Annotated in this window: 24 protein-coding genes; all 24 read left to right on the plus strand. The window is 44.1% G+C overall.

The annotated features are described in order from the left end of the window. Position 1: 1 nt before the first annotated feature. The 24 genes from ABXS78_RS07850 to ABXS78_RS07965 are packed head-to-tail and all read left to right on the plus strand — an operon-like array spanning position 2 to position 20,049. Complete coding sequence (locus tag ABXS78_RS07850; RefSeq protein WP_366249607.1) at positions 2 to 649, plus strand: hypothetical protein; 648 nt, start codon at positions 2 to 4, stop codon at positions 647 to 649. Continuing rightward, complete coding sequence (locus ABXS78_RS07855; RefSeq protein ID WP_366249608.1) at positions 642 to 2,027, plus strand: flagellar hook-length control protein FliK; 1,386 nt, start codon at positions 642 to 644, stop codon at positions 2,025 to 2,027. The genes ABXS78_RS07850 and ABXS78_RS07855 overlap by 8 nt, the downstream gene beginning before the upstream one ends. Then, the gene (locus ABXS78_RS07860) at positions 2,024 to 2,467 is read left to right on the plus strand and encodes a flagellar hook capping FlgD N-terminal domain-containing protein (RefSeq protein WP_095223122.1); all 444 of its coding nucleotides are present in this window, start codon (positions 2,024 to 2,026) and stop codon (positions 2,465 to 2,467) included. Before ABXS78_RS07855 ends, ABXS78_RS07860 begins: the two co-directional genes overlap by 4 nt. Before the next feature lie 24 nt (positions 2,468 to 2,491). After that, positions 2,492 to 3,319 carry a flagellar basal body rod protein FlgG gene (flgG, locus tag ABXS78_RS07865; RefSeq protein WP_095223123.1) on the plus strand — a complete coding sequence of 276 codons (828 nt, stop codon included), beginning with the start codon at positions 2,492 to 2,494 and terminating at the stop codon, positions 3,317 to 3,319. Between the two features lie 38 nt (positions 3,320 to 3,357). Beyond that, a complete protein-coding gene (locus ABXS78_RS07870) occupies positions 3,358 to 3,576 on the plus strand; it encodes a flagellar FlbD family protein (protein WP_095223124.1) in 219 nt (72 codons plus the stop codon). Continuing rightward, positions 3,566 to 3,979, plus strand: a complete 414-nt coding sequence (locus ABXS78_RS07875; RefSeq protein WP_095223125.1) for a flagellar basal body-associated FliL family protein — start codon at positions 3,566 to 3,568, stop codon at positions 3,977 to 3,979. The genes ABXS78_RS07870 and ABXS78_RS07875 overlap by 11 nt, the downstream gene beginning before the upstream one ends. A gap of 32 nt (positions 3,980 to 4,011) precedes the next feature. Next, positions 4,012 to 5,013, plus strand: coding sequence for a flagellar motor switch protein FliM (fliM, locus tag ABXS78_RS07880; protein ID WP_095223126.1), 1,002 nt, complete (start codon positions 4,012 to 4,014; stop codon positions 5,011 to 5,013). Continuing rightward, positions 5,006 to 6,133, plus strand: a complete 1,128-nt coding sequence (fliY, locus tag ABXS78_RS07885; protein ID WP_366249609.1) for a flagellar motor switch phosphatase FliY — start codon at positions 5,006 to 5,008, stop codon at positions 6,131 to 6,133. Before fliM ends, fliY begins: the two co-directional genes overlap by 8 nt. Positions 6,134 to 6,159: 26 nt before the next feature. After that, entirely contained in the window at positions 6,160 to 6,522 is a 363-nt protein-coding gene (locus ABXS78_RS07890; RefSeq protein WP_095217667.1) for a response regulator, read from the plus strand. A gap of 16 nt (positions 6,523 to 6,538) precedes the next feature. Next, positions 6,539 to 7,225, plus strand: coding sequence for a flagellar biosynthetic protein FliO (locus ABXS78_RS07895; RefSeq protein WP_366249610.1), 687 nt, complete (start codon positions 6,539 to 6,541; stop codon positions 7,223 to 7,225). Next, entirely contained in the window at positions 7,218 to 7,883 is a 666-nt protein-coding gene (gene fliP / locus ABXS78_RS07900) for a flagellar type III secretion system pore protein FliP (protein WP_095223129.1), read from the plus strand. The genes ABXS78_RS07895 and fliP overlap by 8 nt, the downstream gene beginning before the upstream one ends. A gap of 22 nt (positions 7,884 to 7,905) precedes the next feature. Beyond that, on the plus strand, positions 7,906 to 8,175 hold the full coding sequence (gene fliQ / locus ABXS78_RS07905; protein ID WP_038560224.1) for a flagellar biosynthesis protein FliQ: 270 nt from the start codon (positions 7,906 to 7,908) through the stop codon (positions 8,173 to 8,175). 4 nt (positions 8,176 to 8,179) lie between these two features. Then, positions 8,180 to 8,959: a flagellar biosynthetic protein FliR gene (fliR, locus tag ABXS78_RS07910; protein WP_095223130.1), complete on the plus strand. Its 780-nt coding sequence runs from the start codon at positions 8,180 to 8,182 to the stop codon at positions 8,957 to 8,959. Further along, on the plus strand, positions 8,960 to 10,039 hold the full coding sequence (flhB, locus tag ABXS78_RS07915) for a flagellar biosynthesis protein FlhB (RefSeq protein ID WP_366249611.1): 1,080 nt from the start codon (positions 8,960 to 8,962) through the stop codon (positions 10,037 to 10,039). An 18-nt stretch (positions 10,040 to 10,057) separates the two neighbouring features. Then, a complete protein-coding gene (gene flhA, locus ABXS78_RS07920) occupies positions 10,058 to 12,091 on the plus strand; it encodes a flagellar biosynthesis protein FlhA (RefSeq protein WP_095223132.1) in 2,034 nt (677 codons plus the stop codon). After that, positions 12,088 to 13,188: a flagellar biosynthesis protein FlhF gene (flhF, locus tag ABXS78_RS07925; RefSeq protein WP_366249612.1), complete on the plus strand. Its 1,101-nt coding sequence runs from the start codon at positions 12,088 to 12,090 to the stop codon at positions 13,186 to 13,188. The genes flhA and flhF overlap by 4 nt, the downstream gene beginning before the upstream one ends. Then, complete coding sequence (locus tag ABXS78_RS07930; RefSeq protein WP_366249613.1) at positions 13,181 to 14,065, plus strand: MinD/ParA family protein; 885 nt, start codon at positions 13,181 to 13,183, stop codon at positions 14,063 to 14,065. The genes flhF and ABXS78_RS07930 overlap by 8 nt, the downstream gene beginning before the upstream one ends. Continuing rightward, entirely contained in the window at positions 14,037 to 15,113 is a 1,077-nt protein-coding gene (locus ABXS78_RS07935; RefSeq protein WP_366249614.1) for a chemotaxis response regulator protein-glutamate methylesterase, read from the plus strand. Before ABXS78_RS07930 ends, ABXS78_RS07935 begins: the two co-directional genes overlap by 29 nt. Continuing rightward, on the plus strand, positions 15,104 to 17,104 hold the full coding sequence (locus ABXS78_RS07940) for a chemotaxis protein CheA (protein WP_366249615.1): 2,001 nt from the start codon (positions 15,104 to 15,106) through the stop codon (positions 17,102 to 17,104). The genes ABXS78_RS07935 and ABXS78_RS07940 overlap by 10 nt, the downstream gene beginning before the upstream one ends. Before the next feature lie 12 nt (positions 17,105 to 17,116). Beyond that, positions 17,117 to 17,587 carry a chemotaxis protein CheW gene (locus ABXS78_RS07945; protein WP_095223137.1) on the plus strand — a complete coding sequence of 157 codons (471 nt, stop codon included), beginning with the start codon at positions 17,117 to 17,119 and terminating at the stop codon, positions 17,585 to 17,587. After that, positions 17,587 to 18,231, plus strand: coding sequence for a chemotaxis protein CheC (locus ABXS78_RS07950; RefSeq protein WP_366249616.1), 645 nt, complete (start codon positions 17,587 to 17,589; stop codon positions 18,229 to 18,231). The genes ABXS78_RS07945 and ABXS78_RS07950 overlap by 1 nt, the downstream gene beginning before the upstream one ends. Continuing rightward, positions 18,224 to 18,718 carry a chemotaxis protein CheD gene (locus ABXS78_RS07955; RefSeq protein WP_095223139.1) on the plus strand — a complete coding sequence of 165 codons (495 nt, stop codon included), beginning with the start codon at positions 18,224 to 18,226 and terminating at the stop codon, positions 18,716 to 18,718. The genes ABXS78_RS07950 and ABXS78_RS07955 overlap by 8 nt, the downstream gene beginning before the upstream one ends. Positions 18,719 to 18,768: 50 nt before the next feature. After that, positions 18,769 to 19,545, plus strand: a complete 777-nt coding sequence (locus tag ABXS78_RS07960) for a FliA/WhiG family RNA polymerase sigma factor (protein ID WP_366249617.1) — start codon at positions 18,769 to 18,771, stop codon at positions 19,543 to 19,545. A 36-nt stretch (positions 19,546 to 19,581) separates the two neighbouring features. Further along, entirely contained in the window at positions 19,582 to 20,049 is a 468-nt protein-coding gene (locus ABXS78_RS07965) for a hypothetical protein (RefSeq protein WP_366249618.1), read from the plus strand. Positions 20,050 to 20,193: the final 144 nt, after the last annotated feature.

The raw sequence follows: 20,193 nt of genomic DNA on the forward strand, positions 1-20,193 counted from the left end.
TATGGCAAAACAAAAACAAGATCAACCAAAGAAAAAAGGCAAAGGAAAAGGATTTATCCTCTACTTCTTATTACCTGTCGTACTGGCAGCAGCACTTGTGATTGCAATATTAGAGTTCTCAGGTGTATCTGTTGCAAAGCTGGCCTCTGGTATTCCGGTCATCGGGAACATGGTCAATGATGATTCTGCCGCAACATCGGGCAATACTGCAGATGCGGAAAAGCTGAAACAGCAGCTCAAGGATCAGCAAGCGACTATCGATATGATGAAAGAAACAGAGGATGCTAAAAATACGGAGATTGATGACTTGAATCAGCAAATCGTCAAACTGGAAAATCAAATTAACGGCACTGAACCCGAAGCTGATACGACTGCAGCACAAGCTGCTACTGCCGATGGGGAGACAGCTGCTGGAGAAGAACCAGCGACTCCATTTAAAGAAGCTGCATCATCCTTCAGTAAGATGGATGATGCAAAGGCAGCAGCAATCATCAGCAAGCTGGATAACGAGAAGGCTTTAGGTGTTCTTCAGGAACTGTCCGGTAAAAAACGGGGTACTGTTCTTGCTGCAATGGATCCGGAGGCAGCAGCTTCTTATACAAGTGCAATGGTCGACGATGCGGAAAAGGAGGCAGAAGCAGTTGAATAATGTCATTATGTCTATGCTCCCGACAAGCGCCACTCCTAATGTACCGCAGAAGACATCTGCACCGTCTGATGTGTTCCAAAGTTTATTCCAGCAAGTCAGTTCCAAAACAGGCGAACCGGATGTAAATAATCAAGCTGGCAGTGAAACGATGCTACTAGATGTACAAGACCAGCAGGATATGCAGGTTATTCTGGATGCATTATTCGACAAAGTTCCGGCCGATGACACCCTTGAGCTTGAAGAGCAGCCTGAAGATGCTTGGGAACTGCTGGAACAAGTATTAGGAGAAGATCAGCTAGCAGTTTATCTGCCGACACAATTAAAAGAAATGGCACAAAATGTTTTGGGAAGTATCAAACCGAAAGACAATGAGTCAGCGGTGAATGACCTAATGGCTCAGCTTGAGCATTTGCAGGAGCAGTTGTCTACGGGCAGTCTTCCTGTGACAGGCATGGTAAGCAATAGTGAAAAAGGAATGGTTTCTCTGCAAGCCATAGCTGCAGGTTCAAAATTTTCAAGTATCCCTTTGCCAAATATAAAAGATACACTAGCTTCCAAGTCTTCTATAGATAGTACTTCTGTCCAGAATGAAGTGAGTGATGAAGTTTCAGATGCCTTGTCAGCTAAATTAGATAGACGTGACACACTGTCTGTGCTATCGAATCGTTCGCTGACAGGATCCAGTCTGCTGGAATCCCAGGCTGCTAGAAATCAAACAGCATTGACGCAGCAGTCGGGGACAAAGCTAACAGAGACTGCTAACGCGGTTCGTCAGCTTGTGGACGCGGCTGCCGATAGTGGAAAAGAAAAAATACAGATGAGCACTGCAGTAACACAGCAGCGTGATTCTCAGGTTTTAGATCAAAAGCAAGTCAGCATGTTCCAGGTTCCAAAGCAGGAGCAGCTTATATTTCATTTGAAACAAGCTGATCAGACACCGGAGCAAGCTAGTGAGGAACTTATCCAAAAGCTTGAACAGGCAGTGAAGTTCAGCGGCATTTTATCTGACAGAAACGGCTTGAAGGAATTGTCTATTCAGCTGAAGCCGGGTAACTTAGGCGACTTACAAGTGAAATTAGTACGTGAGAACGGAGACATTACCGTTCAGATTCTCGCAACATCAAAACAGGCTAAAGACTTGCTGGAATCCAATATATCAAGTCTCAAGCATATGTTCTCTCCTCATCAGGTAACAATCGCTGAGCGAGCAGATCAATTCCAGACAACGTCTGCTGAAAGTTATGATCAGCAAACGTTCCAGGAAAAAGATGAGGAACAGGCGAATCAGCAGCAGAAACAGAAGGAAAATGTAGTTCATGAAGAAAACCAATCCACCTTTGCGGACATTTTGCTTGAACAAAAGGAGATTAAGATATGACGACTACAGGAGCAATAGACTCCAGCTATTATCTGGACTCACAAAAAACTAGAACTCCAAGTGCAACGCTGGATAAAGATGATTTTCTACAGATCTTGATGGTTCAGCTGCAAAATCAGGATCCTACAAGTCCAATGGATGATTCAAAGTTTGTGGACCAAATGACTTCCTTCACTAATCTGGAGCAGGTCATGAATATATCGGAAGCCGTCCAGTCTCTTGCCGGAAATCAGACAGTCATGTCGCCTGTGCTTCAGTACAGTCATATGATCGATAAACAAGTAACGTATAACGAATATGACTTAGATACAGGTGAGATCACCGACACCATTACAAGTAAGGTTACAGCTGTGACGCAGCAAGGCGGCTATGCCGTGCTGGAGCTCGAAAATGGAAAGTCAATTTATGCAGACGCAGTAACGAAGGTAAGCAACGAATAATAAATAAGAAAAGGATGATGAAGCATGTTACGTTCTCTTTACTCTGGTATTTCTGGTATGAAAGGTTTTCAGACAAACTTGGATGTGGTTGGTAACAACATCGCTAACGTAAACACGTCAGGATATAAGAAGAGCAGAATTACTTTCCAGGATATGATGAATCAGCAAATCAAGGCATCCAACGACCCTACAGCAACTACTGGCGGTACAAATGCCAGCCAAGTTGGGTTGGGTTCAAAGATTGGTTCAATTGATAATGTGCATACACAAGGTAACCGTCAAAATACTGATCGAACTCTTGATTTAGCCCTTGAAGGAGACGGTATGTTCATCGTTTCTTCTTCACCTACAGGTAATAACGATTTAACATCGGCTGAAGTTGGCTTTACTCGAGCAGGTAACTTCTATTTGGATGGAGACGGAAGAATTGTTAATAGCAGCGGGCTATTTCTGCTTGGTACTAACGGAGAGGCCATAACGGTTCCAGAAGGTGCTACAAGTCTAAGTATCAATTCACAAGGGCAAGTGACTTACAATGACGAAGACGGAACTCTTGAGGTAGCTGGCACTATCGGGCTGGCGAAGTTTTCTAATCCTGATGGATTAATCAAGAATGGGAACAGCACATATCGAAACACGCCTAACGCAGGTTTGCTTGGTGGTGGAACTATATCAGCTCCAGGTGAAAATGGTACAGCGAACGTCGTACCTGGGGCTTTGGAAATGTCCAACGTGGACCTTTCTGAAGAGTTCACGAATATGATTATCGCGCAGCGTGGATTCCAGGCAAATACTAGAATCATTACTACATCCGATCAGATCTTGGAAGAGCTTGTTAACCTGAAACGTTAAAAGGGGGGTGAAGGGAGTTAAAAGCTCCCTTTCATAGCATGATTCAGCTAACAAGATTAAATGGAGAATCATTAACATTGAATGCACTATTCATCGAACAGATACAATCCTTTCCTGACACAACGATCACACTTACGTCCAGCAAGAAGATCATTGTTCGGGAGTCGGAGATAGAAGTAGCTAGAAAAATACGCGAATTCTATCAATCTATCGGTTTGATTGGTGTGAAGGAGAAACAAGAAAAAAATGAACGCTAAAGTTATCATTATTATTTTATCGGTTGTCGTGATCTTAGGGGCTGGCGGATTTGTAGCATGGAATTTCTTCACGAGCCCTACGTCAGAGGCTAAAGAACCTTCGGCAACTGAGCTTGCTGAATATTCAGTAGCAACAGATGAGATCACCACTGATTTGGAGGATGGCAGTATCGTCCGGATCCAATTCCAGCTCATCACAGATGGCGAGAAAGCGAAGGAAGAAGTAACCGCACGACAGTTCCAGCTGAAAAATATCGTGATCAAGGAAATGACTGCGATCAACAAAGAGGATTTCCAGGCTGGATTGACGGACTTGGAAGAAAACCTTAAGAAAAAATTGAATGAAGAAATGCAAGAAGGCAAGATCGAAGATGTATATACGATCAGCAAAGTACTACAATAAACCACTGAAAAGCAGGAACGGAGGTGACGTGCATGGCAGAAGAGGTCTTATCACAGAATGAGATCGATGCACTGTTATCCGCTATATCTTCCGGTGAGATGGATGCAGATGAGCTGAAACAGGATGAGAAAGCCAAAAAGGTAAAAACGTACGATTTTAAACGAGCACTCCGTTTTTCGAAGGATCAGATCCGCAGCCTTACACGAATTCATGAGAATTTTGCCAGATTGCTGACTACGTTCTATTCGGCAAGACTGCGAACATTTGTCCAAATATCAGTCGCATCTGTGGATCAAGTGCCTTATGAGGAGTTCATACGATCCATTCCGACGATGACTATATTGAACACCTACAGTCTGGCACCGCTTGAGGGCAAGATTTTGATTGAGTATGATCCGACCATCGCTTTTGCGATGCTGGATAGGACTCTAGGCGGTCGCGGCAGCAGTGTAAATAAGATCAACAACTTGACTGAAATAGAAACGACACTCATGACGCAATTGTTCGAATCCGGAATGGAAAACTTAAAGTCGGCTTGGCAATCCGTAGAGGATGTTGATCCTATATTAGAAGAGTTCGAGGTCAACCCGCAATTTCTCCAGATGGTTTCACCGAACGAAACTGTTGTCGTTGTGACACTGAATTCCACAATCGGTGAAACATCCGGCATGATTAATATTTGTATCCCGCATGTTGTGCTGGAGCCGATTGTATCGAAGCTTTCTATACATTATTGGATGCAGGCTCCAGTAGACAGACAAGGAAATGAAACAGAGTTGCGGGATCTATCCGCAAGTATCCAGAAAGCTTCGATAGATTTGAAGGCGATCCTTGGAGAGACATCGATTCATGTGGAAGAGCTGTTCAACCTTAGGGAAGGTGATGTGCTAATGCTGAATCAGCAAATCGACCGACCTCTTGATGTTAGAGTGGATAATCAAGTGAAATTCAAAGCTCAGCCAGGTAAACAGAAAAATAAAATGGCGATACAAATAATGGAAGAGATTGAAACAGGGGGGGAAGAAAATGAGTGACAATATGTTGTCCCAAGAAGAAATAGATGCATTATTAAATGGACCAGCCGACAATCCGAGCAGCACAGATGATGAGCAGCACCTCCCTGAGGAAAATTTGGATTCTATGGAAGTGGATGCGCTTGGTGAGATTGGCAATATCTCATTTGGCAGTTCGGCAACAACACTATCGACACTATTAAATCAAAAGGTCGATATCACGACACCAAAAACTGCTGTAATTAAAAGATCCGATCTATATGATAAATTCCCACAGCCGAATGTGGCGATAGAGGTCAGCTATACAGAAGGATTTTCTGGGGCCAACCTTTTTGTTATTAAGCAGAGGGATGCAGCTATAATTGCAGACTTGATGCTTGGCGGAGACGGAAATGCTCCAGCTGAAGAATTCAATGAAATCCATCAGAGCGCTGTACAGGAAGCGATGAATCAAATGATGGGTGCAGCTGCAACAAGTATGAGTACTGTATTCAGTAAGAAAATTGATATTTCTCCGCCGTCAATCGCACTGATGGACCTTTCTGCTGGTACTGGTGCCGATAAACTGCCTGAGGATGAACAACTAGTAAGTGTCTCCTTTGATTTGAAGATTGGTAACCTGATAGATTCTTCTATCATGCAGCTTTTGTCAACTGAGTTTGCCAAGGATATGGTGAACGAGCTGTTGCAGCCAGCACCAGCAGAGCCGGAAGAAACAGCTGCACCACAGCAGCAAGCTGCTCCAAGTCAAACACAGCCGGCTATGCAGCAAGCTGCGCCACAACAGAGTGCACCGCAGCGGCCTGCTCAGCCAGCACCAAATGTGCAGCAAGCAGCATTTGCGAGTTTTGATACACCAGCAGCTCCGCCTGCTGAACAGCCTCGCAATCTCGACTTGCTGATGGACATTCCGCTGAAAGTATCGGTTGAGCTGGGCAGGACAAAACGTACTATAAGGGAAATCCTTGAGCTGTCTGTCGGTTCTGTTGTGGAATTGGACAAGCTTGCGGGCGAACCTGTGGATATACATGTAAATGATAAATTGATAGCTAAAGGCGAAGTTGTCGTCATCGAAGAGAATTTCGGTGTACGTGTTACTGACATCTTAAGCCAAACAGACAGATTGAAATCAATTAACTAATTTGACCATTGAGAGGAAGAGAAAATATGGGGAACAGAATTTTAATCGTAGACGACGCTGCATTCATGCGCATGATGATCAAGGATATCTTGACAAAGAACGGATTTGAAGTAGTAGGAGAAGCACAAGATGGCCAGCAGGCTGTAGAAAAATACAAAGAATTGACTCCGGATTTAGTAACAATGGATATTACAATGCCGGAAATGGACGGAATTGCTGCAATGAAAGAAATCAGAAGCCAATATCCTGATGCAAAAGTTATTATGTGTTCTGCTATGGGCCAGCAAGCGATGGTTATCGATGCTATTCAAGCCGGTGCTAAGGACTTTATCGTTAAACCATTCCAAGCAGATCGTGTTGTAGAGGCAATTCAAAAAGCATTAAGCTAAAAAAGGTGAGTAGGAAATGATGAAAAGAACAGTCTGGGCATGCATGCTCGTCGTATTGCTGCATCTTATCCTTTCTCCGGTTTCTGCTGAAGCGGCAGCAAGCGTGGAGGATTGTTTAAAAGAAGGTGCAGCCCAATCAGATGAATGCAAAGATATGAACGAAGCCGGAAATCAACAAGAAAATACACCAGCAGCAGATTCGGCTGATTCAGCAGCTGGAGGCACATCGACCTTTCTGAATCTGGTCAAGCTTGCATTGGCGCTAGTCGTCGTGCTCGGACTGATCTATGTCCTACTGAAGTTTTTGAATAAGCGAAATCGACTTTTTCAGCAGGTGCGGGCTATGGAGAACATTGGCGGAATCGCACTAGGCAACAACAAATCCGTCCAGATTGTCCGGGTCGGTGAAAAAGTATTCATGCTGGGTGTCGGCGACAATGTCGATTTGCTTACTGAAATAAAAGATGAGCAGACAATCAAGGAACTGAGCGAACAGGATCAGCAGGAAATGAAGGCATCTGCCTTATTGGCAAACATTCTTCCAGGCAGAAAACAGCAAGAAGAAAAGCACCAAGAGGAAAAAACGGAACAAAATGAGTCAGCCAGCAATTTTCAGGACTTGTTCAAAGAGGAACTAGGGAAGCTGAAGCAGTCACGAAACAGGTTGAATCAGCAGCAAAGGAAGGATACAGACAATGAATGATTTTATCAATATATTTTCTGGAACCGACCCCGAGAATGTATCTACCTCGGTCAAGTTGCTGTTATTATTGACGGTTTTTTCCCTGGCACCAGGAATACTGATTCTGATGACTTGCTTCACACGAATAGTGGTTGTGCTGTCGTTTGTGCGAATGAGTTTAGGTACACAGCAGACTCCGCCGACGCAAGTATTGATCGGGATAGCATTGTTCATGACTTTCTTTATCATGGCGCCGACTTTCAATGAGATTAATGATCAGGCTATTACGCCATTGATGAATGATGAAATATCACTCGATGAGGCTTATACAGAAGCCAGCGGTCCAATCAAGATGTTCATGGCGGAAGAAACACGACAAAAGGATTTATCTTTATTTATGAATTATGCCGGTATGGAAAGACCGGAATCAGTCGAAGATATTCCGCTATCAACGCTTGTCCCGGCTTTTGCAATCAGTGAGTTGAAGACAGCTTTCCAAATGGGTTTTATGATCTTCATTCCTTTTCTTGTCATTGATATGGCAGTAGCTAGTATTCTCATGTCGATGGGTATGATGATGCTGCCGCCAGTAATCATTTCATTACCATTCAAAATTTTGTTATTCATCCTGGTGGATGGCTGGTATTTGGTCACATCCTCGTTGCTGCGAGGGTTTTAGCGAATGAAGGAGCGTACGTACTATGAGCAGTGAATTTGTTATTTCCATCGCAGAACGCGGAATTTATACAGTACTGATTGTCAGCGGACCTTTGCTTATTCTGGCACTTGCAGTCGGTTTGATTGTCAGTATATTTCAAGCAACGACTCAGATTCAGGAACAGACGTTAGCGTTTATTCCTAAAATAGTCGCTGTATTAGTGGGTTTGGTTTTCTTCGGTCCCTGGATGCTGACAAGAATGGTCGAATTCACTGCAGGTATCCTAGAGAATCTGGATCGGTTTGTGGGCTGATTAGATGCTGTCGCAAATTGATTATACCGTTGTACCAGCATTTGCTTTAATCCTAGTTCGCCTTGTTGCTTTTTTTGTTACGGTACCACTGTTTTCATATAGAAACGTGCCAACAACATTCAAGATTGGGTTCAGCTTCTTCCTTGCTTTGATTATTTTCTTTACGATAGATCGCCCGACCATTCCAGTCGACCACACGTATTTCTTATTACTTTTCAAGGAAGCAATGGTAGGCCTGACAATTGGTTTGCTTGCTTTTATCGTCATCCAAGCAATAAATGTTGCTGGAGGATTGATCGATTTTCAGATGGGCTTTGCAATTGCCAATGTCATTGATCCTGTTACAAGGGCTCAAAGCCCGCTGACGGGACAATTCCTTTATACGATTGCTACACTGTTCCTGCTGTCTGTCAACGGTCATTTGCTCTTGATTGATGGAATTTTTTACAGTTATCAGTTGATTCCATTGGATGAGATGGTACCATTCGGCAATCAGTCAATTGTAGAACTGGTGCTCCGTACCTTCAGCCAAATGTTCCTCATAGCATTTCAGATGAGCATTCCTCTTGTCGGCTGTTTGTTTTTGGTTGATGTAGCTATTGGTATAGTTGCTAGAACAGTACCGCAGCTGAACGTATTTGTCGTAGGCCCTCCGATTAAGATATTGATAGCTTTTGTGCTGCTGTTCCTATCGATGGGTATCTATATGTCAGTAGTTCGGCAGCTGTTCGACTATATGCTTGTAGCAATGCGCGATTTGATGGTGCTGTTTGGAGGGGCTTAAATGAAATATCGTTTAGACCTGCAGTTTTTCGCTGGTGAAAAGACAGAGAAGGCGACTCCTAAGAAACAGCAGGATACTAGGAAAAAAGGACAAGTAGCCAAGAGTCAAGATGTCAACACTGCCATATTGCTTTTATTTTCTTTGGGTGTCTTAGCGCTGATGGGCGGCTATTTCAAGAATCAGTTCCTCCAGCTCTTCACACATGTTTTCGATCATTATCTCAATCAGGATATTACCGCGAATACTGTGCAGACACTTCTGGTGGAGATGAGCATATCCCTTGCGAAAATAGTCGGTCCAGTCATGGGAATTGCTATTCTGGCTGGTCTGGTCTCTAATTTTGCACAGTTCGGATTGCTGTTCAGCGGGGAAGCAATAAAATTTGACTTGAAGAAAATAGATCCAATTCAAGGAGCGAAGCGGATTTTTTCAGTCCGGGCTTTGGTCGAGTTACTAAAATCCCTTCTTAAGATTGGGCTGGTAGGCGCGGTCACATTCTATGTGCTTTGGCAGAACATGGATACTGTGATGACTATGTTCCTGAAGTCTCCTGAAAACGCAATGCAGTTTTTTGGGAAAATAACTTTATACATGGGTTTTGCAGCAACGATTGCCCTATTGTTTATAGCAGTTCTGGATTATGCATATCAGCGATTTGATTTCGCAAAGAATATTCGGATGTCCAAGCAGGATATCAAGGATGAGTATAAAAACATGGAAGGAAATCCATTGATTCGTTCCAAGATAAAAGAAAAACAGCGCCAAATGTCCATGATGAGGATGATGAGTGAGGTTCCGAAGGCCGATGTGGTCATTACGAACCCGACACACTTTGCAATTGCTATCCAATATGACGACAAAAAGTCTGATACACCAATCGTCATTGCAAAAGGAATGGATCATGTAGCGCTGAAAATAAAGGAAATCGCGAAGGCGAACAATGTAACGATGGTAGAAAACAGACCGCTGGCACGCGGATTATATAAGAATGTAGAGCTGAATCAGCCGATAAAGGAAGAATTCTTCCAGGCGGTTGCGGAAGTGCTCGCCTTTGTGTACCGCACAGAGCGTAAAATGTAAGAGAAGAGGAATTACAACATGAAACTTAAGGATATGTCAGTACTTATAGCAGTTATATTAGTGATCGTCATGCTGATCATCCCATTGCCGGATTGGCTTCTCAGCGTTCTGATCCTGACGAATATCTCGCTTGCTTTGATCGTCATTCTGGTGGCGATGAATACGGAGGAAGCGTTGCAATTCTCAATCTTCCCAACTCTCTTACTTTTGCTTACGCTATTCAGGCTGGCATTGAATATATCGACTACGAGAGCAATCCTTTCAGAAGGACATGCCGGGGGTGTAGTAGAGACTTTCGGCAGCTTTGTAATCGGTGATAATCCGCTTGTCGGTTTTGTTGTTTTCATCATTTTGGTTATCATCCAATTCCTGGTCATCACAAAAGGGTCAGAGCGGGTATCTGAAGTAGCAGCCCGGTTCACACTTGATGCAATGCCAGGTAAGCAGATGAGTATCGATGCCGATTTGAATGCTGGCATGATATCAGATGTAGAAGCTAAAAAGCGCCGTGAAAAAGTGGAAAATGAAGCGGATTTCTACGGAGCAATGGATGGTGCAAGTAAATTCGTTAAAGGTGATGCTATTGCCGGAATCATTATTGTATTGATCAATATCGTATTCGGATTGATTATCGGGATGATGCAAATGGGCATGACCTTCCAGGATGCTATTAATACGTTTATGCGACTTACTATCGGTGATGGACTGGTCACACAAATACCGGCTATCTTGATTTCTACTGCAACAGGTATCGTGGTGACACGCGTAGCTTCGGAAGGGAACCTGGGCAGTGATGTTACAAAGCAGCTCTTCCGATACCCAAGTTTGTTATATATTGCGGCAGGGACAATCTTCATGCTCGGCTTGACACCGATCAACTTTTTCCTGACAACGACGATTGCTGCCATACTTGCCGGATCTGGTTACTTCTTGTCCAGGATTCAGAAAAAGCAGGAGACAGTCGCAGAAGTCACAGAGGAAGTGCAAGAGGAAGCGACAATGAAGTCTTCGGACAATGTTGTGAATCTATTAAGCATGGATCCTATCGAATTCGAATTTGGTTATGCGCTCATACCGCTGGCGGATACGAATCAAGGAGGCGACTTGCTTGATAGAATTGTCATGATACGCAAACAGCTGGCAATCGAGCTTGGTATCGTTATTCCGGTTGTACGGATACGCGATAATATTCAGCTTGGCCCGAATGAATACCGTTTGAAGATAAAAGGAAATGAAGTAGCAGCTGGTGAAGTGCTGCTGGATCATTACTTAGCAATGAGTCCAGGTGTGGAAGATGATGGTCTGGATGGAATTGAAACACTCGAACCAGCTTTCGGCTTGCCTGCTAAATGGATCAGCGAGGACACGAAGGATGATGCGGAGCTTTCAGGCTACACGGTAGTTGATCCTCCTTCCGTCGTATCTACTCATCTTACGGAAACAATTAAGCGCCATGCGCATGAACTGCTCGGCAGACAGGAAACAAAGCAGCTTATCGATCACTTAAAGGAATCGTACCCAATATTGGCAGAAGAAGTAACACCGGATCCGCTTTCAGTTGGAGACGTACAAAAGGTACTGGCAAAGCTGCTGCGGGAGCATGTATCGGTTAGAAATCTGCCGGTTATATTCGAAACACTCGCTGACTTCGGCAGGATGACGACGGATACGGATTTGTTAGCGGAATATGCACGCCAAGCACTTGCACCGCAAATAACGAAGCAATATGTACAGAATAGTCAGCCGCTGCAGGTCATTACCGTATCCGGAGCTGTTGAGAAGGTCATAGCAGATCATATCCAGCAAACAGAGCATGGAAATTATTTGTCACTGGATCCTGAATCTCAGCAGAAAATCGTACAGTCAGTTATGGAACAAGCAGAACGTTTGTCTTTACGGGAAGAAACAGTAATTGTGTTGTGCTCTCCTACAATCCGGATGTATATGCGACAGCTGCTCGATCGCAGTCTGCCGCATGCAGTCGTTCTGTCCTACAACGAATTGGATAATACAACAGAAATCAGGAGTGTCGGGATGGTGAATGTCGCATGAAAATGAAGAAATATACAGCTGCCACAATGCCCGAAGCAATGATTCAGATAAGACGTGAATTAGGTAAGGATGCAGTCATCCTACGAACAAAAGAACTGACAAGCGGCGGATTTCTCGGACTATTTAAAAAGAAACGGATTGAAGTCATTGCGGCTTTGGACAAGCAGGATGTGGCCAGCAGCGCTCGCACAGTGTCATCAGCTATTTCATCTGCTGTGTCTCTTGAGAAGAAAGAGACAAATCAAGCAGAAACAGATTTTTCAGCTGAAATAGCAGATCTTAAAAAGGAATTAAGGTCTGTGCTTACTAACCAGACCCGACATTATGCCCTGCCATTGCAAGGATTGTATGATCGACTGCTTCATAACGAGGTTCATCCACAGATCGCTTCTGGTCTTATGGAACGCCTCTTGGAAGATGCTGTGAATGAGGATGAGGAACAAAGACTGCTTGATACGCTTATAAAGCGATTTGATAAGGTCCAGCAGCCCGCACGATTCGAAAAGAAATTTATACATCTTGTAGGTCCGACTGGTGTTGGTAAGACGACAACGATTGCAAAGCTTGCGGCAAAAAGCGCTTTAGTCGATAAAAAAAGGGTTGCTTTTATTACGACTGACACGTATAGAATTGCCGCAATCGATCAGCTGCGAACATACGCCAAAATACTGGAAGTTCCGCTTGAAGTTGCATATACGCTTGAAGATTATCAAGCTGCCAGGGAAAAGCTGGCAGATTATGATGTGGTATTCGTCGATACAGCAGGGAGAAACTTCAAAGATTCCGCCTTTGTAAAAGAGCTTGAGCAAACGCTTGATTTGCAGAATGAAGCGGAAACGTATTTAACTTTGTCCATAACGACAAGAGCCAGCGATCTTTCGGAGATTTACGAACAGTTTGCACACCTGCCGATCAAGCAGTTCATTTTCACTAAATTAGATGAAGCGAGCCGTTACGGAGGTATCCTGAATTTGGTGCAACAAGCACATATTGGGGTGGCGTATCTAACCCACGGTCAGGATGTACCGGATGATATTATCACACCATCCGCGTCTTACTTGGCAAAACGTGTAATGGAGGCGACAGCCCGTGCATGATCAAGCAGCTAAACTCCGGGCAAGTGTTCAGCGCACTTCACTTGGAAGAACCATAGCTGTTGCCAGCGGAAAAGGCGGAGTAGGCAAATCGAATTTCGCTCTTAACTTTTCGTTAGCCTTAAGCAATCTTGGAAAATCAGTCTTGCTTATCGACTTGGATTTAGGAATGGGGAACATCGAGATATTGCTTGGCAAATCGGCCAAGCATTCCTTTGTGGAAATGATTCAAAATCGTTTAAAACTGGAACAAATCGTGGAAGCAGGACCTGATAATCTTGACTTCATTGCTGCTGGTGCAGCGATGAATGAACTCTTTCATATGGATGGTGCCGGATTCGCCCATTTTCAAAAAGAGTTTGAAAGAGCACAGCAAGTCTATGACTTTGTGTTCCTGGATATGGGGGCTGGATTAACAGAAGAAAGTGCATCGTTCATCTTGGCCGCGGATGAAAGTATCGTTGTAACGACAACTGAACCGACTAGTATGATGGATGCATATGCCCTGATAAAACATATCAAACAGCGCGATGCTGAGCTGCCGATGCACCTGCTTGTAAATCGTGCAATCGACAAGCGCGAGGGACAGGATACAGCAGCTCGGATGAAGGAAGTAATACAGACATTTCTTCATATCGAGATAATGCTATTAGGTATCCTGCCGGAAGATAAACAGGTTCCAAAGTCGGTAAAAATGCAGGAGCCATTCCTAAATCACAAGGATACAAAAGCGGGTCCAGTCATTAAGCGGCTTGCAGCCAGCTATCTGAAGCCTGCAGCAGAATCAACAGCTATAGAAAGAACATCGTTTATTGGCAGATTGAAAGATATATGGATGGGAGGAACTCGTAATGGGAAAGATCCGCGTTTTGGTCGTTGATGATTCCGCTTTTATGCGGAAAATCATTTCGGATTTACTGAGCAGTGATGATCGCTTGGAAGTTATCGGAACAGCACGCAATGGTAAGGATGGCCTGGACCAAATCAGCCAACTGAAACCAGATGTAGTAACGATGGATGTGGAAATGCCGATCATGAACGGACTGGATGCGCTGAAGCAAATCATGCTGAAGCACCCTCTGCCGGTTGTCATGCTCTCCAGCTTGACGAAGCAAGGTGCAGATATGACCATTCATGCCATGTCGCTCGGTGCAGTTGATTTCATTGCAAAACCGTCTGGTTCCATATCTTTGGACCTGGATAAAGTGCGGGACGAACTAGTCGTCAAAGTCGTGGCAGCAGCTTCCTCTCGTCTATCAATCAGGGAACAAGTAAAAGCTGCTGAGGTTAAAGTTTTCGCAAAGGCTCCCGAGAAGAAACGGGCTGATCGTAATTTGGTAGCGATTGGTACTTCTACTGGAGGTCCAAGAGCTCTGCAGGAAGTAATCGGAAAACTGCCCGCTGCACTGGCTGCTCCTGTTGTTGTCGTTCAACATATGCCAGTAGGATTCACGAAGTCCCTGGCAGAAAGGCTGGATAGTCTCAGTGCAATAAAAGTCAAGGAAGCCGAACAAAATGAAACTTTAAGAAATGGCGTGGTTTATATCGCGCCAGGCGGATATCATCTTACGATTGTGCAGGCAGATAGCAGACTTATTGCCAAACTGACATTGGAAGACCCTGTGAAGGGGCATCGGCCTTCTGTAGACAGAATGTTCGAATCTATCAGCAGTTTGGAAAATGTGGATGTATGTACCGTTATTATGACAGGCATGGGAGCGGATGGAACCGAGGGGCTGCGAAAAATCAAGAATAGACAGCCATCTGTCTACAGCATCGGTGAATCGGCAGAGTCTTGTGTTGTTTACGGTATGCCGAGAGCGGCAGCAGAGGCCGGACTGTTGCATCATGTTTGTCCAGTCCAGTCAATCGCCTCTGCAATCCAGCAGAGAATCAATCTATTAGAGGGGGTCAACAAATGGAAGTAGATCAGTATTTAGGTGTATTCATCGAAGAAAGCAAAGAACATCTTCAAGCTTTGAATCAGCATTTGCTAGAACTTGAAAAGCAGCCGGAAGATATTGGAGTAGTCAATGAAATTTTCCGTTCCGCTCATACGCTGAAAGGCATGTCGGCTACGATGGGTTATCAGGATTTAGCCAATTTGACGCATCAAATGGAAAACGTACTAGATGCAATTCGTAATCATCAGATTAAAATCAACCCAGAGATTCTTGATGTGGTTTTTGAGGCTGTAGATAGTCTGGAAGAGATGGTCCTCGATATTGAATCCGGTGGAGCAGGAACAAAAGAGGTAAGTGAGTTGGTCAGCCAGCTTGCGGCAATTGAATCTGGTGAAGCACCGCTTCAGGTAGCTGCAGCAGTTGCAGAGGAAAAGGTTAGTGATACCTCAGGTCTTATTCTGGATGAATTCGAGCTGGCTGTATTACGGGAAAGCGAAGAAAAAGGATTCCAAACCTTCTATACAAAAGTTACGTTACGTGAAGATTGTATGCTGAAGGCTGCCCGGGTTTACATGGTATTCGAAGTACTTGAATCTTTGGGAGAAGTAGTTAAGAGCAATCCGGAGGTTTCCCAGCTTGAGGATGAAGCATTCGACCTGACGTTTGAAGTGTTATTCGTGACAAAAGAGAAGAAAGAACTTATCGAGGAGAAGGTCCTGAAAGTATCTGAGATAGATGCTATCTCCATCCAAAACTTTTTCATCGATACATATAAGCACGCACAAGATGAAGGAAAAGAAGAAGTAACTGCTTCTGCGCATGAAGAAAAGGTACAAGAAACAACAAATGAGAAAAAAGCCCAGCAAAGCAACAAGACGATTCGTGTGAATATTGAACGCCTGGATATTCTGATGAATCTGTTTGAAGAGCTAGTCATAGATCGCGGCAGACTTGAACAGATTGCCGAGGATGTGAAGCATCCAGAACTGCACGAGACAGTTGAGCGGATGGCTAGAATCTCTGGTGACCTTCAAAGTATCGTACTGACTATGCGGATGGTTTCGATTGATCAAGTTTTCAACCGCTTCCCGCGTATGGTAAGGCAGCTTGCAAAAGATCTTGGCAAGAAAATTGATCTGCAGATCGAAGGCGCTGAAACAGAGCTTGACCGTACAGTAATCGATGAAATTGGTGACCCGCTTGTACATTTGATTCGCAACAGTCTGGATCATGGCGTTGAAACTCCGGAAGTAAGACGTGAGCTAGGCAAGCCAGAAACAGGAACAATTAAACTGAAAGCCTACCATTCCGGTAATCATGTTTTTATTGATATTACCGACGATGGTGCCGGAATTAACCGGAAGAAAGTAACGGAAAAAGCAATTAAAAATGGACTTATCACAAAAGAACAAGCAGCAATCATGACTGATAATCAAGTATTCGGCTTGATCATGCAGAGCGGCTTTTCAACAGCTGACACTATTTCAGATATTTCAGGTCGCGGTGTTGGTTTGGATGTTGTCCGCAATACGATCGAATCACTTGGCGGAACTATTACAATCAATTCCGAAGAAGGAAAAGGATCAATATTCAGCATAGAATTGCCGCTGACATTATCAATTATCAGTGTCTTGCTTGTTGAGATCCAAAAAGAGAAATATGCTGTTCCGCTATCTTCTATCATCGAAACAGCAATTATCCCGAAAGCGGATATCATGTATGTCCATAATCAAGCAGTAATCGATTTCCGGGGCAGAGTCGTTCCGCTTGTTTCCTTGAAAGACGTTTTCCAAGTACCTGAAGTGAAAGAAGAGGCGGATCACTATTCTGTTGTCATCATTAAAAAAGGTGACAAATCAGCTGGATTGATTGTAGATGGATTTATCGGTCAGCAAGAAATCGTCCTTAAATCCTTAGGAAACTACTTGACTGAAATCTTCGCTATCTCTGGAGCTACCATCTTGGGAGATGGCCAAGTAGCACTTATCATCGACAGCAATGCGTTAATCAAATAAGGAGGGTTCATCATGGCAGAAGAAATCGTACAAGATGTAAAAGTTATTGTTTTTCAGTTGAAAAATGAAGAATATGCAGTACCTGTGACACAGGTTGGGTCTATCGAGAAGATGGAACATATTACGAGAGTCCCGAACACAGAAAGCTTTATCAAAGGTGTTATCAATATGCGCGGTGTTGTGACGCCAATCGTTGATTTGCGAAGCCGTCTCGGCCTTGAAGAGACACCGGTCGATGAAAATACAAGAATCATCATTGTGGATCTGGATGACACGTCAATCGGTTTGATTGTGGATGCAGCGAATGATGTCGTGGATATTCCAGTAGATAAAATAGAAGAGGCGCCGCAAGTCATTGGAGCGATCAACATTGATTACATCGACGGGGTAGTGAAACTTGAGGACAGACTTGTCATTTTACTTGATCTGCGAAAAGTCTTGAAATTCCATGAAATCGAAGCAATCAAGTCCATCGAAAGCTGATGTATGATCTTCGCTATATAACGGAAGATCAGCTGGATGCATTAAAAGAAGCAGGAAACATTGGTGCAGGGAATGCAGCTACAGCGCTTTCTACTTTGCTCCGCCAAGACATCGATATGAAAGTGCCAGCTGTCCGAATCTGTCACTTTAATGAATTGATTGAATCGATTGGCGGGGCTGAGCAGCCGCTGGCAGCTATCTATCTCAGGATTCAGGGAGATGCGCCAGGAAATATGTTCTTTTTACTCCAGCCAGCTGAAGCAGAGTTATTCGTTCATTATATAACGGGGAATGAGAGCTTTTCATGGTCCAGCACGACCCATGATGACATAAACCTTTCCGCTTTGCATGAAATGGGAAACATACTCGCTGGAAGCTATCTATCTGCGATTAGCGACTTCGCCAAAGTGAATATGCAGCCTTCAGTTCCACAAATCAGTGTCGATATGGGAGGCGCTATTTTAGCGAATGGTTTAATTGAGATAGCTCAGGAAAGCGATTATACCGTGGTTATTGATACGGTCATCTCACTGAGCGATCCGAATGAGCAGCAGCACATGATTGAGGGGAAATTTCTGCTGCTATTGGATCCAGATGCATTCGGTCATTTATTCCATGCTTTAGGAGTCGAGGCAGATGACTGAGGCCGAAATCTTGCATGTCGGAATAGCTGATGCAAAAATCGCTTCCTATCCGCAGCATCTTCGGACAGCCGGACTTGGATCTTGTGTCGGTGTTGTCGTTTACGATAAGCAAAGAGGAATTGCTGGCTTGGCGCATGTCATGCTCCCAGACTCTAGTTTAGCTAAACAGACTCAGATGAACCGCAACAAATATGCAGATACAGCTATGGACGACCTGATTGCCAATCTGCTGCGCCAAGGCGGAAGCAGGAGTCGTTTTAAAGCGAAGCTTGCAGGCGGAGCCCAGATGTTCTCCTTCATGTCCAGTGACGAGAAAATGCGAATTGGTCCTCGTAATATCGAAGCGGTGGAACAGAAGCTGCGGGAATACCGCATCCCCATCGAAAGCAAGGATGTCGGGGGCAGCAACGGACGCACGATTGAATTTAATACAGATACATGTGGTTTGAGGATTAAAACAGTTAGCAAAGAGGAAGAGATCATATAATGGAGCAGCTTCATTCTTATGACGTAACAGCAAACAAAGGAGGGGGTTTCATGATCAATTATGGATCAGAAACAGAACAGCAGTATTGGAACAGCTGGTTTTATAAAAAAGACAGCGATGCTGCCAATGAATTGATGCGAATGTATATGCATGTAGTCGATTACCATACGCAGCGCATCGCTGCGCACCTTCCCTCCAGTGTGAGCAGAGATGATGTCAGAAGCTTCGGTTACACAGGATTGTATGATGCTTTACAGAAGTTCGAGCCAAGCCGGGATTTCAAATTTGAAACATATGCTTCCTTCCGTGTAAGAGGGGCAATAATGGACGGTCTGCGGAAGGAAGATTGGCTTCCGAGAACCGTACGTGATAAAGTGAAGAAAATAGAAGCGGCTGCCAGTAAGCTCGAACAAACGCTGGAACGGAAACCGACCAGCGTGGAGATTGCGAAACAGACGGGCTTAAGCCGTGAGGAAGTAGAAGAAGCGGTGCGGGATGCACTGTTCTCAAATGTTCTTTCCATGGATGATAAACCTGCACGGCCCAAGCAAGACACCCAGGAAACAAGCTATGTCCTTCCTGATCTCAAGACTCCTCAGCCTGAAGATACAGTGCTGCAGAAGGAACTTGTTCTGCAGCTGACAGACAGCATCAAGCAGCTGAATCAGCATGAACAGCTTGTTATCAGTCTATTCTATAAGGAAGAATTAACGTTTACAGAAATCGGTCACATACTGGAATTGACAACGTCACGAATATCCCAGATTCACAAACGTGCCATATTCAAATTACGGGAATCACTAGCCAAGCTTTCAGCGATCAGCTGAAAGCTATTTCCCTATTTTACAGAAAGAAGGTTTTTCATGCTAACACTACTTGTCTGTGCCAGTCTTCTCCTTCATGTACTGACCTTCATTGCTATCCGCGCGCTGCAAACAAACATACAGCAGCAGGAAACCCGCCATCAGACGGATAAACAAGCGTATGAAGCGATGTTAGGCTCCATACTTGATGAATTGAAAGAAGAAAATGACCGGCTTCTTCAAGCGGAACCTCCGCCACGGGAAGTCAACACGAAAAAAAACATGGTGGATATAATCAGCGGATCTTCTCCTGCTTCAGAAGATACACCTTCTGTTTCCGATTACAAACCTCCCCAGCCAGCAGAGGAGGAAGATCAAGTATCCATGTCCAATCTCGGACGTGTCTTGCAGCTTCATGACCAGGGACTGGATTCTACAGAGATTGCAAAACAGCTCGGAATGGGGAAGACAGAAGTAGAATTGATTCTGCTAATGAAGAAAAATGGTGAAAATAGCAGAAAAAGTTGAGAAAGTACAAAAACATGTCTAAGATGCTTGATTGATGGTAATAGCTGTGCTATATTTATTTTTGGTGTTAATACACACGTCTGCCGATTTTTACGGGAGGTGCTGACAAGTTGTCAGTTCCCGATAAAAGATGAAGCAGTCGGA

Origin of the sequence: Terribacillus aidingensis (assembly GCF_040703035.1) — a bacterium.
Lineage (GTDB): Bacteria > Bacillota > Bacilli > Bacillales > Amphibacillaceae > Terribacillus.

Excerpts from the sequence above, each read along its gene's own strand:
- ABXS78_RS07950 (WP_366249616.1), top strand. The coding sequence starts at position 17,587 with ATGTATGATCTTCGCTATATAACGGAAGATCAGCTGGATGCATTAAAA.
- ABXS78_RS07850 (WP_366249607.1), top strand. The coding sequence starts at position 2 with ATGGCAAAACAAAAACAAGATCAACCAAAGAAAAAAGGCAAAGGAAAA.
- ABXS78_RS07960 (WP_366249617.1), top strand. The coding sequence starts at position 18,769 with ATGATCAATTATGGATCAGAAACAGAACAGCAGTATTGGAACAGCTGG.
- ABXS78_RS07935 (WP_366249614.1), top strand. The coding sequence starts at position 14,037 with ATGGGAAAGATCCGCGTTTTGGTCGTTGATGATTCCGCTTTTATGCGG.
- fliQ (WP_038560224.1), top strand. The coding sequence starts at position 7,906 with ATGAGCAGTGAATTTGTTATTTCCATCGCAGAACGCGGAATTTATACA.
- ABXS78_RS07895 (WP_366249610.1), top strand. The coding sequence starts at position 6,539 with ATGATGAAAAGAACAGTCTGGGCATGCATGCTCGTCGTATTGCTGCAT.
- flhA (WP_095223132.1), top strand. The coding sequence starts at position 10,058 with ATGAAACTTAAGGATATGTCAGTACTTATAGCAGTTATATTAGTGATC.
- ABXS78_RS07890 (WP_095217667.1), top strand. The coding sequence starts at position 6,160 with ATGGGGAACAGAATTTTAATCGTAGACGACGCTGCATTCATGCGCATG.
- fliY (WP_366249609.1), top strand. The coding sequence starts at position 5,006 with ATGAGTGACAATATGTTGTCCCAAGAAGAAATAGATGCATTATTAAAT.
- ABXS78_RS07875 (WP_095223125.1), top strand. The coding sequence starts at position 3,566 with ATGAACGCTAAAGTTATCATTATTATTTTATCGGTTGTCGTGATCTTA.
- flhB (WP_366249611.1), top strand. The coding sequence starts at position 8,960 with ATGAAATATCGTTTAGACCTGCAGTTTTTCGCTGGTGAAAAGACAGAG.
- ABXS78_RS07870 (WP_095223124.1), top strand. The coding sequence starts at position 3,358 with ATGATTCAGCTAACAAGATTAAATGGAGAATCATTAACATTGAATGCA.
- ABXS78_RS07945 (WP_095223137.1), top strand. The coding sequence starts at position 17,117 with ATGGCAGAAGAAATCGTACAAGATGTAAAAGTTATTGTTTTTCAGTTG.
- fliR (WP_095223130.1), top strand. The coding sequence starts at position 8,180 with ATGCTGTCGCAAATTGATTATACCGTTGTACCAGCATTTGCTTTAATC.
- ABXS78_RS07955 (WP_095223139.1), top strand. The coding sequence starts at position 18,224 with ATGACTGAGGCCGAAATCTTGCATGTCGGAATAGCTGATGCAAAAATC.
- ABXS78_RS07860 (WP_095223122.1), top strand. The coding sequence starts at position 2,024 with ATGACGACTACAGGAGCAATAGACTCCAGCTATTATCTGGACTCACAA.
- ABXS78_RS07940 (WP_366249615.1), top strand. The coding sequence starts at position 15,104 with ATGGAAGTAGATCAGTATTTAGGTGTATTCATCGAAGAAAGCAAAGAA.
- ABXS78_RS07965 (WP_366249618.1), top strand. The coding sequence starts at position 19,582 with ATGCTAACACTACTTGTCTGTGCCAGTCTTCTCCTTCATGTACTGACC.
- fliM (WP_095223126.1), top strand. The coding sequence starts at position 4,012 with ATGGCAGAAGAGGTCTTATCACAGAATGAGATCGATGCACTGTTATCC.
- fliP (WP_095223129.1), top strand. The coding sequence starts at position 7,218 with ATGAATGATTTTATCAATATATTTTCTGGAACCGACCCCGAGAATGTA.
- flhF (WP_366249612.1), top strand. The coding sequence starts at position 12,088 with ATGAAAATGAAGAAATATACAGCTGCCACAATGCCCGAAGCAATGATT.
- flgG (WP_095223123.1), top strand. The coding sequence starts at position 2,492 with ATGTTACGTTCTCTTTACTCTGGTATTTCTGGTATGAAAGGTTTTCAG.